Annotated in this window: 10 protein-coding genes; 7 read left to right on the top strand and 3 right to left on the bottom strand. The window is 64.7% G+C overall.

The window, feature by feature from the left end; all coding sequences use genetic code 11:
* The first annotated feature begins 230 nt into the window (after nucleotides 1-230).
* Both ABIB90_RS09060 and ABIB90_RS09055 read left to right on the top strand, forming a co-directional pair.
* Nucleotides 231-488 carry a hypothetical protein gene (locus ABIB90_RS09060; RefSeq protein ID WP_354160893.1) on the top strand — a complete coding sequence of 86 codons (258 nt, stop codon included), beginning with the start codon at nucleotides 231-233 and terminating at the stop codon, nucleotides 486-488.
* Between the two features lie 199 nt (nucleotides 489-687).
* Complete coding sequence (locus ABIB90_RS09055; protein WP_051058391.1) at nucleotides 688-2,541, top strand: potassium transporter Kup; 1,854 nt, start codon at nucleotides 688-690, stop codon at nucleotides 2,539-2,541.
* A gap of 137 nt (nucleotides 2,542-2,678) precedes the next feature.
* Here the strand turns inward: ABIB90_RS09055 and gyrA are convergent, their stop codons facing one another.
* Both gyrA and ABIB90_RS09045 read right to left on the bottom strand, forming a co-directional pair.
* Entirely contained in the window at nucleotides 2,679-5,423 is a 2,745-nt protein-coding gene (gene gyrA, locus ABIB90_RS09050) for a DNA gyrase subunit A (protein ID WP_354160895.1), read from the bottom strand.
* Nucleotides 5,424-5,795: 372 nt separating this feature from the next.
* Nucleotides 5,796-6,293 carry a single-stranded DNA-binding protein gene (locus tag ABIB90_RS09045; protein ID WP_354160897.1) on the bottom strand — a complete coding sequence of 166 codons (498 nt, stop codon included), beginning with the start codon at nucleotides 6,291-6,293 and terminating at the stop codon, nucleotides 5,796-5,798.
* Nucleotides 6,294-6,752: 459 nt separating this feature from the next.
* On the opposite strand from ABIB90_RS09045, the gene ABIB90_RS09040 reads away from it, so the two are divergent.
* From ABIB90_RS09040 to ABIB90_RS09020, 5 genes are all read left to right on the top strand, one after another.
* Entirely contained in the window at nucleotides 6,753-7,535 is a 783-nt protein-coding gene (locus ABIB90_RS09040) for an outer membrane protein (RefSeq protein WP_007590725.1), read from the top strand.
* Nucleotides 7,536-7,762: 227 nt separating this feature from the next.
* Complete coding sequence (locus ABIB90_RS09035) at nucleotides 7,763-8,452, top strand: outer membrane protein (protein ID WP_035992628.1); 690 nt, start codon at nucleotides 7,763-7,765, stop codon at nucleotides 8,450-8,452.
* Nucleotides 8,453-8,730: 278 nt separating this feature from the next.
* Nucleotides 8,731-11,712, top strand: coding sequence for an excinuclease ABC subunit UvrA (gene uvrA / locus ABIB90_RS09030; RefSeq protein WP_354160900.1), 2,982 nt, complete (start codon nucleotides 8,731-8,733; stop codon nucleotides 11,710-11,712).
* Between the two features lie 47 nt (nucleotides 11,713-11,759).
* Nucleotides 11,760-12,323 (top strand): DinB family protein, encoded by a 564-nt coding sequence (locus tag ABIB90_RS09025; RefSeq protein ID WP_354160901.1) that lies wholly within the window; start codon nucleotides 11,760-11,762, stop codon nucleotides 12,321-12,323.
* Between the two features lie 18 nt (nucleotides 12,324-12,341).
* Nucleotides 12,342-13,016 carry an HAD-IA family hydrolase gene (locus ABIB90_RS09020; RefSeq protein ID WP_354160903.1) on the top strand — a complete coding sequence of 225 codons (675 nt, stop codon included), beginning with the start codon at nucleotides 12,342-12,344 and terminating at the stop codon, nucleotides 13,014-13,016.
* A 48-nt stretch (nucleotides 13,017-13,064) separates the two neighbouring features.
* Here ABIB90_RS09020 and ABIB90_RS09015 read toward each other — a convergent pair whose 3' ends face one another.
* Nucleotides 13,065-14,018, bottom strand: coding sequence for a YVTN family beta-propeller repeat protein (locus tag ABIB90_RS09015; RefSeq protein ID WP_354160904.1), 954 nt, complete (start codon nucleotides 14,016-14,018; stop codon nucleotides 13,065-13,067).
* Nucleotides 14,019-14,020: the final 2 nt, after the last annotated feature.

Below are 14,020 nucleotides of genomic sequence, written 5' to 3'. Positions count from 1 at the left end.
CCGGCCCGGCCCGGCAAGCCGGTCAGGTTCCCTGGCGGTTTTTCCGCAAAACCGTGTCGGAATGCGCCCAATTGTTTCGTCCTGAGGGCGGCCACGAAACAAAACGGAGCGCGAACGAAACCATTTCCCGCGTTCGCGAAGACGTCCGGAAACTGGCCATGGTTACTAATCCGGCCAACGAACGACGGGCCGCACAAATGGGCGTAGCGGCCGCATCACAGGGGACTGTCATGATCAAGGCTCTTTCGGCGATCGCCATCTCTGCGTGTGTTGCTGCCGCTCTCACCCTCCTGCCCGGCTTCGCCCCGACTGTCGAGGCGAGCGTGCCGCAACCGCTCGCCAAGAGCGACCGGCTCGATATCCGCACCATCGGCAAGGACTGCTCGCAGCAGGCCTGGCCGAATTTCGAGGCGTCCTGCCTTCGCCAGGCCGGCACCAAAGCCGACATCCGCGAGGCTCGCCTCGTGACCGCAAACCGCACTCCGTAGCGGCGTCTGTCAGTTTCGCGTCAGGTAGCGACAAATCCCATAGATAAACCCCATGGATATTTGCGACGTCCCGTCGCAGACTGCCCGATGCTCGCGCCCGCCGGAATGACCCGTCGGGCGCGATCCCATCGAGGGGTCGCCATTGTCCAGTACGCCTGCAGTCGCCTCCGGCCATCAACCTGATCCACTGCCGCTTGCAATGACCATGGGCGCCCTCGGGGTGGTCTATGGCGATATCGGCACCAGTCCCCTCTACGCGCTCAAGGAAGCCGCCAAGGCCGCCGCCCACGGCGGCACATTGACGAACGATGCCGTTCTGGGCGTTGCCTCGTTGATCCTCTGGGCGCTGTTGCTGATCATCTCGCTGAAATATGCGCTGTTGATTTTGCGCGCTGACAACCGCGGCGAAGGCGGCATCGTCGCCCTGCTGGCCTTGCTGCATGCCCGCAACGCCCAACCCGGTACTTGGCGCGCGCATCTGCTGGTCGTCGGCCTCGTCGGCGCCGCCCTGCTCTACGGCGACGGGGCGATCACGCCGGCGATCTCGGTGCTATCAGCCATCGAAGGTCTGAAGGTCGACGCACCCTCGCTCGCGCCGGCGGTGGTGCCCGTGACCGTCGTCATCCTGATCGGACTGTTCATGATGCAGAAGCAGGGCACCGGCTTCATCGGCCGCATCTTCGGACCGGTGATGCTGGCCTGGTTCTTCGTGCTGGCAGCGCTCGGCATCCACGGCATCGTCAAGGCGCCGGCGGTGCTGGCGGCGCTGAGCCCGCTCTATGCGTTCGACTTCCTGATCCACCAGGATTTTCATGTCTCCTTCGCGATCCTGGGGGCCGCCTTCCTCGCGGTGACCGGCGGCGAAGCCATGTATGCTGACATGGGGCATTTCGGCCGCCTGCCGATCCGGCTGGCCTGGTTCGCGATCTGCCTGCCCGCGCTGGTGCTGAACTATTTCGGCCAGGCCGCGCTGCTGATCACCGACCCCTCCATGATCGAGAATCCGTTCTTCCAACTCTGCCCCGACGCCCTGCACTATCCGCTGGTCGCGTTCTCGGCGGTCGCGACCGTGATCGCCTCGCAGGCCATCATCTCGGGCGTGTTCTCGCTGACGCAGCAGTCGATTCAGCTCGGTTTCCTGCCGCGCATGCAGATCCGTCACACCACGAGCGCAGCGATCGGCCAGATCTACGTGCCGTTGGTGAACTGGCTGCTCGCCGCCGCAACGCTCGGCGCCGTGCTGAGCTTCGGCAGCTCGGAGGCGCTGGCCGGCGCCTACGGCATCGCGGTGTCGCTGTTGATGGCGATCACCACGCTGCTCGCTGCCCTGGTCGCGATCCAGTGGGGCTATTCGCCGTGGCTGGTGGTGGCCGTGAACGGCTTCTTCTTCGTGATCGACGTGATCTTCTTCTCGGCCAATTCGATCAAGCTGTTCGAGGGCGGCTGGTTTCCGCTGATGCTCGCGGGCTTCGTCGCTTTCCTGATGCTGACCTGGCGCAGCGGCGTGAAGCTCGTCGAAGCGGCACGCGCGAAGCTGCGCCAGCCCGAGGAGGATCTGATCGAAACCGCGGTCAACAAGTGCAGCGCCAGGCTGCCCGGCACCGCCGTGTTCCTGGCGTCGGCGCCGCGCGGCGTGCCGCTGGCGCTGACCCAGTTCGTCAAGCACAACCACGTGCTGCACGAGCGCATCGTCCTGGTCACCGTGCTGATCGAGGAGCTTCCTCACATCGACGACGAAGACCGAATCGAGGTGATCGAGATCATTCCCGGCATTACCCGCGTCGTTCTGCATTACGGGTTCATGCAGAACCCGACGATCTACGAAGGGCTGACCTTCGCCTGCCGCCACGGCAAGCTGCCCGGCATCGACCTCTCCGACATCACCTATTACGTCGGCCGCGAGACCATCATCCCGCGCGAGGACGTGCCGGGCATGTGGGTCTGGCGCGAAACCGTGTTCGCCTTCCTGCAGCGCAACGCCGAACGCTCCGCCGCGTTCTTCGGCGTGCCGACCAAGCAGGTGGTGGAGTTCGGCACGGAGCTGGAGATTTAGCGCAATTCGTAGCCCGGATGGAGCGACTTGTCCGCCGTAGCTCGGAGAGCGAAGGCGGAAGTGCAATCCGGGACAGCCGTTCGAATGAAGAACCCGGATTTCGCTTGCGCTCCATCCGGGCTACGAGGGGTGACGCATCACTCCCCGTTCGACTCCCCATTCGCCCCGTTTCCGCTCTCGGCCTCTTCCGTGATGTGCTCGACCGAGACGACGTGTTCGTCCTCGGCGGTGTCGAACACGATCACGCCCTGGGTTGAGCGGCCGGCCACGCGGATGCCTTCGACCGGGCAGCGGATCAGCTGGCCCTTGTCGGTGACCAGCATGATTTGATCGGCGTCTTCCACGGGGAACGACGCCACCAGGTTGCCGTTGCGGTTGTTGACGCTCATGGCCACGATGCCTTTGCCGCCGCGGCCCGTGGTGCGGTACTCGTAGGACGAGGTCCGCTTGCCGTAGCCGTTGACGGAGACGGTCAGCACGACCTGCTCGGCCGCCGACATTTCGACATAGCGCTCCTGAGCCAGCTGGAAGCTGCCGGAGGTCTCCTCGGCCTCGGCGTCCGCCGCCGGCTCCTCGGCCGCAGCTTCGCCGGCAACCGCACGACGCATCTTCAGATACGCCGAGCGCTCGTCGGACGTCGTCTCGACGTGGCGCAGGATCGCCAGCGAAATCACCTTGTCGCCCTCGGCAAGCGCAATGCCGCGCACGCCCATCGAGGTGCGCCCGGTGAACACGCGCACGTCGGTGACGGGGAAGCGGATGCACTGGCCGCCGGCGCCGGTCAAAAGCACGTCGTCGTGCTCGGTGCAGATCTGCACGTCGACGATAGCTTCGTTGTCGTCGAGCTTCATCGCGATGATGCCGGAGCGGCGGACGTCGACGAAGTCGGACAGCTTGTTGCGCCGGACGTTGCCGCCTGTCGTGGCGAACATCACGTCGAGATTGCCCCAGGTGGACTCGTCCTCCGGCAGCGGCATGATGGTGGTGATGCGCTCGCCCTGCTCCAGCGGCAGGATGTTGATCAGCGCCTTGCCGCGCGCGTTCGGCGCGGCCATCGGCAGGCGCCAGACCTTGATCTTGTAGACCTGGCCGCGCGAGGAGAAGAACAGCATCGGAGTATGCGTGGACGCCACGAACAGCCGGCTGACAAAATCCTCGTCGCGGGTCTGCATGCCGGCGCGGCCCTTGCCGCCGCGGCGCTGGGCCCGGTAGGCCGACAGCGGCACGCGCTTGACGTAGCCGGCGTGCGAGACGGTGACGACCATGTCCTCGCGCTGGATCAGGTCCTCGTCCTCGACCTCGCCTTCCTGCTCGATGATGACGGTGCGGCGCGGGGTCGCGAACTCGGCCTTCACCTCGGCGAGCTCGGACTTGATGATTTCAAGCACGCGGTCGCGCGAGCGCAGGATGTCGAGATAGTCGGCGATTTCGCCGGCGAGCTTGTCGAGTTCCTCGCGGATTTCGTCACGGCCGAGTGCGGTGAGGCGTTGCAGGCGCAAATCGAGAATGGCCCTCGCCTGCTCCATCGACAGCCGGATCGTACCGTTCTCGCTGATGCGGTGGCGCGGATCGTCGATCAGCGTCAGCATGTCCTCGACGTCCCGGGCAGGCCAGTCGCGCGACATCAGGGTGTCGCGGGCGGTGGTCGGGTCGGGCGAGGTCCGGATGACGCGGATCATCTCGTCGATATTGGCGACCGCGATCGCCAGACCGACCAGGATATGGGCGCGATCACGGGCCTTGGCGAGCAGGAACTTGGTGCGCCGCGTGACGACGCGCTCGCGGAAGTCGACGAAGATCGCCAGCAGGTCCTTCAGATGCATGATCCGCGGACGGCCGCTGTCGAGCGCCACCATGTTGACGCCGAAGCTCGTCTGCAGCGGCGTGAACCTGTAGAGCTGATTCAGCACCACATCCGGCACGGCATCGCGCTTCAATTCGATGACGACGCGGTAGCCGTCGCGATCGGATTCATCGCGCAGGTCGCCGATGCCTTCGATTTTCTTTTCCTTGACCAGCTCGGCGATGCGCTCGACCATCGTCGCCTTGTTCACCTGGTAGGGAATCTCGGTGATGATGATCGCCTCGCGCTCCTTGCGGATGGTCTCGATCGCGACCTTGCCGCGCATCATGACTGAGCCGCGGCCGAGGTGATAGGCGGCGCGGATGCCCTGCCGTCCGAGGATGACGCCGCCGGTCGGGAAATCCGGTCCCGGCACGATGTTGATGAGCTCGTCGATGGTAAGCGCGGGGTTGTCGATCAGCGCAACGCAGGCGTCGATGACCTCACCGAGATTGTGCGGCGGGATGTTGGTCGCCATGCCGACCGCGATGCCGCCGGCGCCGTTGACGAGAAGGTTCGGGAACTTGGCCGGCAAGACCGACGGTTCGGTCTCGTTGTTGTCGTAGTTCGGCTGGAAGTCGACCGTGTCCTTGTCGATGTCGGCCAGCAGAGCCAGCGCCACCTTCGTCAATCGGGCTTCGGTATAACGATAGGCAGCCGGAGGATCGCCGTCGACCGAGCCGAAATTGCCCTGGCCGTCGATCAGCGGCACGCGCATGGAGAAGTCCTGCGCCATCCGGACCATGGCGTCGTAGATCGACTGGTCGCCATGCGGATGATATTTACCGATGACGTCACCGACCACGCGGGCGGACTTGACGTACTTCTTGTCCGGCGTGTGCCCCTGCTCGTTCATCGAGTACAGGATGCGGCGATGCACCGGCTTCAGACCGTCGCGGGCGTCAGGCAGTGCCCGCGCCACGATCACGCTCATGGCGTAGTCGAGATAGGACTTCTTCATCTCCTCAAAGATGGAGACGGGGCGAATATCCGAGGGTTGCGCCGGCTGGTCGCCGGGCTTGTCGTCGTCGTCAGCCAAGGGGAAATCCGATGAGGTTTTATCTGGGAATCATATAGCGCATCCAGCCTCTGATAACCACCCTCGCGGCGATCTGGGAAGCGCTTTTTCTACCTATTTTTCCAACAACTTAAGCCCTTGCGAGCGCTGTCTCGGACAGCCCCCGCACCGACCTCGCAAAATCGCCGCTCGCCCGTGGAAAACCGCGCGGCGAGCTTGCCCCGTCAGCGCGTTTGCCAAGCCGCAATCCGAGCTCACCCCAAACATGAAGCGGGCCCGGAAATCCCGAGCCCGTCCTGCCGATTAGTGGGATTTTTTGACACGAGATGAGAAGCGCCGCCCACGCGGCCGGCGCCTCCGCATCGATATGCCTCGTTCTCAGAACGGAATCGCTCAGAACGGGATGTCGTCGTCCATGTCGCTGTTGCGGCCACCGCCGCCGGCGGCAACGGGTCGCCGCGGCGCGTTGCTGACGGGACCGGAGGAGCCGAAATCGCCGCCCGGCTCGTCGCCGAAGCTGCCGCCTCCCCCGCCGCCGCTACGACCGTCCAGCATCGTCAGGGTGGAGTTGAAGCCCTGCAGCACGACTTCGGTCGAGTACTTTTCGACGCCGCTCTGGTCGGTCCATTTGCGGGTCTGGAGCGCACCCTCGACGTAAATCTTGGCGCCCTTCTTCAGATACTGTTCGGCGACCTTGCAGAGCCCTTCATTGAAGATCACGACGCGGTGCCACTCGGTCTTTTCCTTGCGCTCGCCGGTCGCCTTGTCGCGCCAGGTCTCCGAGGTGGCGACGCTCAGATTGGCGATCGGCCGCCCGTCCTGGGTGCGGCGGATTTCAGGATCCTTGCCGAGATTTCCAACCAGAATGACCTTGTTGACGCTTCCCGCCATCTCCGCTCTCCGCTCCGAATGCCACTGAATTCAAGAAGGCCGGTCCGCTCCCCGCGCTCCACCGTGCCTGTTGAGGCGACCCTATACGCTCGCCGAACGCTTGCGGACGACGATCAGTCCGTCGCCCCTCCGGTTATCCCCACATATAGCATCGACCTCCGGCTTGTTCCAGATTTGTTCTTGGCGAACTTCAGCATCGAATATGTGGCGTCGATCGGCCAATGTACTGCGGGAAGGCACGCGTCGATTGGAACCTTTGTAGGTTCCCAAAAGCGAAGGAAAGAGCTTAACATTCAGCAAGTTATGGGTCCTCGCACGGCCCCGTTCTTGTTGCATTTCGGAGACGGACTTTGCCGCTCCGTAGAGCTACGGTTTCCTCGGACTTAAATCATATGGGCCCTCGTGCCTGATCAACCGCTTCGGGGAAGAAAGAAGCGGACGAACCTGGGGAGACTGGCAATGAATAAGCTTCTTATTGGTGCAATCAGTGCAGTGGCGATGGGCCTGTCGGCTCCCGCGAGCGCGGCGGATCTTGCCGCGCGTCCCTACACCAAGGCTCCGGCGCCGGCGATTGCCACCATCTACGATTGGAGCGGCTTCTACATCGGCATCAACGGCGGCGGTGGCTCGAGCCACACGTGCTGGGACTTCGTCACGCCCGCGACCGGCGTTTTGGTCGGGGAAGGCTGCCATAACGCGGTCGGCGGCACGGTCGGTGGCCAGATCGGCTATCGCTGGCAGTCCACCAATTGGGTGTTCGGCCTCGAAGGCCAAGGCAACTGGGCCGACTTCCGGGGCGACAACGTGAGCACACTTTTCCCCGGCACCGCCCTGGTCACGGGTGATCGCAACCGTTCCCGCATCGACTCTTTCGGGCTCATCACCGGTCAGATCGGTTACGCCTGGAACAACGTGCTGCTTTACGTGAAGGGCGGCGCCGCCGTCGTCGGCGACAAGTACGACATCTACGCTGCGGCGGGCACGCCCGGCGCGGGCGCGCTGCTGGCCTCGGCGCGGGAGACTCGCTGGGGTGGCACGGTTGGTGCCGGTCTGGAGTTCGGCTTCGCTCCAAACTGGTCGCTGGGCTTTGAATACGACCACATCTTCCTTGGCGATCGCACGATCGGCTTCACAACGCCCGCGGGTGCGGTTTTCGGCAGCGACCGGATTCGCCAGGACGTCGATATGGGCCTCGTCCGCTTGAACTATCGCTGGGGCGGTCCGGTCATCGCAAAGTACTGATCGCGCTGGAATAGAGCACTTCGAAGGCCGGCCTCGTGCCGGCCTTTTGCTGTGCGGTTCTGCGATATCAATAGGTCAATAGCCGTTCCGTTTTCCGATCGCTGTTGCTTTTCAGTGACACAACTTGCGGCTTCACCGGTGTATGGACGATATCAGTTGGACCACGGCGTCCGATGCTCTTCCGGAACAGGGAGGGACAACAGAAACTGGGACTGGGATTACTGAAGATGAAAAAGATTTGGTTGGCTTCGGCCTGTTTGTTCGCACTCGCTGCCCCGGCTTCGGCCGCTGATCTGGCGGCGCGCCCCTACACCAAGGCTCCGGTGGCCATGGCTTCGGTCTACAACTGGACCGGCTTCTACCTCGGTATCGTCGGTGGCGGCGCCTGGGAAAATTCCTCGACCGACCCGAAGATGAAGGGCGGCTTCGTCGGCGGTACTGCCGGCTACAACTGGCAGACCGGCAATGTCGTGTTCGGCATCGAGGCCGATGGTTCCTGGGCTGACGTCAGCGCGTCGGTCACCGGCCCCGTTGCCGTCCCCGGCTTCGGCCTCGTCAGCACCACCCTCAGCTCGAAGACCGATGCGATGGGCACCGTGCGCGGCCGCATCGGCTACGCCGTCAACAACGTCCTGTTCTACGGCACCGGTGGTTACGCCTGGATCGACAACAAGCTCAGCATCAGCGCGCTCGGCGTGACCGCTTCCGACAGCAAGTGGCACTCCGGCTGGACCGTCGGTGCGGGCGTCGAAGCGTTCTTCGCTCCGCAGTGGTCGGTCAAGGGCGAGTACCTCTTTCGCAGCCTCGGCGGCGAGACCTACTTCTCGGGCGCCCTGCCCACCGGCACGCTCGAGTTTCACACCGTGCAGGTCGGCGTGAACTATCACTTCGGGGGCCCGATCGTCGCGAAGTACTGATCTTCGCTATCGACGCCATCGTGTTACGAAAGGCCGGCCTCGCGCCGGCCTTTTTGTTTGAACGGGACCGGTCACGCGCAGTTCCGCAAGCCGTGCTCCTGCCAGATGCCGCCAGCGCGCCAACAATCCGTTGACGATTCGCAAACGCCACTGGAAATCCGTCCCTGTTCTTCCTACGTTCGCTTACTTACCCATCGGCGCCGATCCCGGTTCCGGGCGATGCGCGCCTGTCAAGTTGGCGCGATCGCGCGCTTTTGGATTCCCTGAGGACCACCAGGATGGATGAAGTGATCAAGGCGAAGCGCCAACAACAGAACGCGGGAGCACACCTGCGCGCGATTACGATCCGTGGCGCGCGCGAGCACAACCTCAAGAACGTCGACGTCGAAATTCCGCGCGACAAGCTCGTCGTGTTCACGGGGCTGTCAGGCTCCGGCAAATCCTCCCTCGCGTTCGACACCATCTATGCCGAGGGCCAGCGCCGCTACGTCGAATCGCTATCGGCCTATGCCCGCCAGTTCCTGGAGATGATGCAGAAGCCCGACGTCGACCAGATCGACGGCCTGTCGCCGGCGATCTCGATCGAGCAGAAGACGACATCGAAAAACCCGCGCTCCACCGTCGGCACGGTGACCGAAATCTACGACTACATGCGCCTGCTGTGGGCGCGCGTCGGCGTGCCCTATTCGCCCGCCACCGGCCTGCCGATCGAGAGCCAGACCGTCTCGCAGATGGTCGACCGCGTGCTGGCGCTGCCGGAGGGCTCCCGGCTCTATCTGCTCGCGCCGGTCGTGCGCGGCCGCAAGGGCGAGTACCGCAAAGAGCTCGCCGAATGGCTCAAGAAGGGCTTTCAGCGCGTCAAGATCGACGGCGCCTTCCATGAGCTCGCGGAAGCGCCTGTTCTCGACAAGAAATTCCCGCACGACATCGACGTCGTCGTCGACCGCATCGTGGTGCGCCCCGACATCGGCCAGCGCCTCGCCGAAAGCTTCGAGACCGCGCTGAAGCTCGCCGAGGGTCTTGCCGTGATCGAATTCGCGGACGCGCCGGCTGCAGCAGCCCCCGCGGAAGAGAAAAAGAAGACGGCCAAGATCCACGACAAGAGCGGACCCGAGCGCATGCTGTTCTCGGAAAAGTTCGCCTGCCCTGTCTCCGGCTTCACCATCCCCGAGATCGAGCCCCGGCTGTTCTCGTTCAACAATCCCTATGGCGCCTGCCCCGCCTGCGGCGGCCTCGGCGTCGAGCAGCATGTCGACGAGGACCTCGTCATCCCCGACAAGGAGCTAGCCATCGGCAAGGGCGCCATCGCGCCCTGGGCCAAGTCCTCGTCGCCCTATTACATTCAGACGCTGACTGCGCTCGGCAAGCACTACAAGTTCACGCTGACCACCAAATGGAAGGATCTGCCCAAGAAGACGCAGAATGCGATCCTGCACGGCTCCGGCGAGGACGAGATCAAGTTCTCCTACGAGGACGGCGTCCGCTCCTATGACACCAAGAAGCCGTTCGAGGGCGTCATTACCAACATCAACCGCCGCTATCGCGAGACCGAGAGCGAGTGGGCGCGCGAGGAGCTGGCGAAGTACTTCCACGACGTGCCCTGCGAGGCGTGCCACGGCTTTCGGCTCAAGCCCGAGGCGCTCTGCGTCAAGATCGGCGGCAAGCATATCGGCGACATCTCCGAGATGTCAGTGAAGGGCGCCGGCGCGTGGTTCGAGACCGTGCCGGAGGCGCTGAACACCCAGCAGAACGAGATCGCCGGCCGCATCCTCAAGGAGATCCGCGAGCGCCTCACCTTCCTGCTCGACGTCGGCCTCAACTATCTCACGCTGTCCCGCTCCTCCGGCACGCTGTCCGGCGGCGAGAGCCAGCGCATCCGCCTGGCCTCGCAGATCGGCTCGGGCCTGACAGGTGTGCTCTATGTGCTCGACGAGCCCTCGATCGGCTTGCACCAGCGCGACAACGCGCGCCTGCTCGACACGCTCAAGAGACTTCGTGACCTCGGCAACACCGTGATCGTGGTCGAGCACGACGAGGACGCGATCCTGCTCGCCGACCACGTGCTCGACATCGGCCCGGGTGCCGGCATGCATGGCGGCAACATCATCGCCGAAGGCACGCCCGCCGAGATCATGCGCAACCCCAACTCGCTGACCGGCAAATATCTGACCGGCGAGCTTGAGGTCGAGGTGCCGGAGCGGCGCCCGCCGAACCATCGCCGCACCATCAAGGTGGTCAATGCGCGCGGCAATAACCTCAAGAACGTCACGGCCGAAATCCCGCTCGGCCTGTTCACCTGCGTTACCGGCGTCTCCGGCGGCGGCAAGTCGACGCTGCTGATCGACACGCTGTACAAGGCGATCGCCCGCAAGCTGAACAACGCCAGCGAGGGCGCCGCGCCGCACGACCGCATCGAGGGCCTCGAGCACATCGACAAGATCATCGACATCGACCAGTCGCCGATCGGCCGCACGCCACGCTCCAATCCCGCGACCTATACGGGTGCCTTCACGCCGATCCGCGAATGGTTCGCCGGCCTGCCCGAGTCGAAGGCGCGCGGCTACGAGCCCGGCCGCTTCTCCTTCAACGTCAAGGGCGGCCGCTGCGAGGCCTGCCAGGGCGACGGCGTCATCAAGATCGAGATGCACTTTCTGCCCGACGTCTACGTCACCTGCGACGTCTGCAAGGGCAAGCGCTACAACCGCGAGACGCTGGAGGTCCTGTTCAAGGGCAAGAGCATCGCCGACGTGCTCGACATGACGGTCGAGGAAGCGGCCGAGTTCTTCAAGGCGGTCCCGCGCGTGCGCGAGACCTTCCAGACGCTGCATCGCGTCGGCCTCGACTACATCCATGTCGGCCAGCAGGCCACGACGCTCTCCGGCGGCGAAGCCCAGCGCGTCAAGCTCGCAAAGGAGCTGTCAAAGCGCGCCACCGGCCGCACGCTCTACATCCTGGACGAGCCGACCACCGGCCTGCATTTCCACGACGTCAAGAAGCTCCTGGAGGTGCTGCACGAACTGGTCGCGCAGGGCAACACGGTCGTCGTCATCGAGCACAATCTCGAGGTCATCAAGACCGCCGACTGGGTCATCGACCTCGGCCCCGAAGGCGGCGACGGCGGCGGCGAGATCGTCGCCTGGGGCCCGCCCGAAGACATCGCGAAAGCACCGCGGAGCTACACGGGGAAGTTTCTGGCCCCGGTGCTGGCGAAGGCGCGGAAGCCGAAGCGGAGACGCACGGCGAGCGAGGCGGCGGAGTAGGTTACGCAGCGGGAGCGTGCCGACACATTGTCTGAGGGAGGTCGCTTTTGCCTGCAGGACTTGTGCAAACCTATCGTGCGTTCGCCCACAATAATGCTTGGGCGAACCACCGGCTGCTCACTGCTTGCGCAGCGCTGTCTCAGGCTGACTTCGAAGCCGCACGAACCGGCTTCTTTCCAAGCTTGCAGCGCACGCTCAACCACATCTATGTCATAGACCTCTTCTATGTCGACGCGCTGGAGGGCGGATGGCTGGGACCGGCGGCTTGGAAGAACCAGATGCCCCACCTTTCACTCGCCGCGCTAAAGCCTGCGCAATCCGCGATCGACAAGCGCTTGATTGCCGTCTGCGATGGACTGACGCCCGAGCTTCTCGACGGTCTCGTGCGGATCAACCGCGACACCCGCGTGCAGATCGAACGTCGCGACCGGCTGCTCATGCATCTGTTCCAGCATCAAATTCATCATCGCGGACAAGCCCACGCGATGCTGTCCGAAACGCACCTTACCCCGCCCCAGCTAGACGAGTTCTTCGCCGAGGGAGAGGCGCCGCTCAGGGCCACCGAATTCGACCAACTCGGATGGACCGAGGAAACGGTGTGGAAAGCCTAGCGGTGTAGCTTCGCCTCCATGCCCTACTCCCTCGCCATCTTCGATCTCGACGGCACGCTGGCTGACAGCTTTCCGTGGTTCCTGCGCACCATCAACGACGTCGCCGACCGCTTCGGCTTCCGCCGCGTCGCGGATGAGGATGTCGAGGGGCTGCGGCATGCTTCGTCGCGCGAGATCCTCAGCCGGCTCGAGGTGCCCTTGTGGAAGCTGCCGGCGATCGCGCGGCATGCGCGGCGGCTGAAGGCTGAGGCGGCCGCCGAGATTTCGCTGTTTTCGGGCGTCGATGCGATGCTGCGGACGCTGGCGGAGAACGGCGTGCAGCTCGCGCTGGTGACATCGGACAGCGAAGCGAACGCGCGCGAAAAACTCGGCGAGGCCGCCGCGCTGTTCGCGCATTTCGACTGCGCGGCCTCGCTGTTCGGCAAGCCTTCGAAATTCCGCCGCGTCATGCGGCGCGCCGGCGTGGAGCCGGGCAAGGTCATCGCGATCGGCGACGAGGTGCGCGATATCGAGGCGGCGCGGGCTGTCGGCATTGCCTGCGGCGCGGTGAGCTGGGGTTATGCGGCGCCGGCGGCGCTGCGGGCGCTGGCGCCGGATCACATGTTTGAGCAGATGGATGAGATTGTATGGACGCTGTGCCCCGGTGCAATAGCCCGGATGAGCGAGGCGATACCCGGGAACGCCGGTGGATGAGGAGAGCCCTGCCCCGCATGTCGCTCCGCTCATGCGGGCTACGGCAGCCTACTCCGTCCTGCGCAAGAATGCCCCGAACGCGCGTGGGCCGTCGCCGGTCTTGACCTCACCGATCACCTTCATCTCGGTCGCGTCGATGATGCTGAGCGTATTGCTCTCCCAGCACGCGACGACGATACGCTTGCCGTCGGCGGTCGCGGCAATGCCTTCGGGATAATCGCCGACAGTGATGCGCTTCACCGGCTTCAGCGTTGCCAGATCGAACACGCTGACGGTGCCGCCATACTGGTCGGTGACGAAGCCGCGGCCCTGCGTCAGCGCCACCGCATAGGGACGCATCCCGACCGGCACGCGGCCGATCTCGCGCGCTTCGGCGATGTCGATCACGGAGACGTCGTTTGAGCCGACATTGGCGGTGTAGGCGCGCCTGCCGTCGGCATCGATGGTGACGCCGAACGGACGGGTGCCGACCTTGATTGTCGCCCTGCGCTGGCGCGTCGCGGTGTCCACCATCGAGACGCTGTCGTCGTCGCGGTCGGCCGAGAGCAGCAGCTTGCCATCAAGCGTCACTGCGAGCCCCGACGGCGAGGCGCCGACCGCGATGCTGGCCGTGACGCTGCGGCTCGCAGCGTCGATCACCCGCACGGCGGCTGCGTACCAGTCCGCGACATAGACGGTGCGGCCATCCGGCGCGACGGCAATGCCAAGCGGCCCGCCGCCGACCTCGATCCGCCCTGCAATCTGCCGCGTTGCTGCGTCCACCACCGTCACGGCCTTGGCGTCCGGGCTCGTGACATAGGCAAAGCGCCCGTCCGCGCTAACGGCCACGCCCGCCGGCTTGCCGCCGATCGGGATGGTCGCGACGCTGCGCGCGGTGGCGAGGTCCACCACCATCAAATCGTCGCTGAGCTGGTTGGTCACGAACGCCTCGTCGGCGCACGCGCTGCCGAGAGCGGCACGGTAAAGGCTGGCAGCGAGCGCCGCCAGGACCAACGCCCGCACGG

The sequence above is a fragment of the Bradyrhizobium sp. JR4.1 genome, from assembly GCF_040548605.1.
Lineage (GTDB): Bacteria > Pseudomonadota > Alphaproteobacteria > Rhizobiales > Xanthobacteraceae > Bradyrhizobium > Bradyrhizobium canariense.
The sequence above is the reverse complement of the archived record's forward strand: the minus strand, read 5'-3'. Positions and strand labels throughout refer to the sequence as shown.

Coding starts and splice junctions, on each gene's coding strand:
- uvrA (WP_354160900.1), top strand. CDS start 8,731: ATGGATGAAGTGATCAAGGCGAAGCGCCAACAACAGAACGCGGGAGCA.
- ABIB90_RS09045 (WP_354160897.1), bottom strand. CDS start 6,293: ATGGCGGGAAGCGTCAACAAGGTCATTCTGGTTGGAAATCTCGGCAAG.
- ABIB90_RS09060 (WP_354160893.1), top strand. CDS start 231: ATGATCAAGGCTCTTTCGGCGATCGCCATCTCTGCGTGTGTTGCTGCC.
- ABIB90_RS09040 (WP_007590725.1), top strand. CDS start 6,753: ATGAATAAGCTTCTTATTGGTGCAATCAGTGCAGTGGCGATGGGCCTG.
- ABIB90_RS09055 (WP_051058391.1), top strand. CDS start 688: ATGACCATGGGCGCCCTCGGGGTGGTCTATGGCGATATCGGCACCAGT.
- ABIB90_RS09020 (WP_354160903.1), top strand. CDS start 12,342: ATGCCCTACTCCCTCGCCATCTTCGATCTCGACGGCACGCTGGCTGAC.
- ABIB90_RS09035 (WP_035992628.1), top strand. CDS start 7,763: ATGAAAAAGATTTGGTTGGCTTCGGCCTGTTTGTTCGCACTCGCTGCC.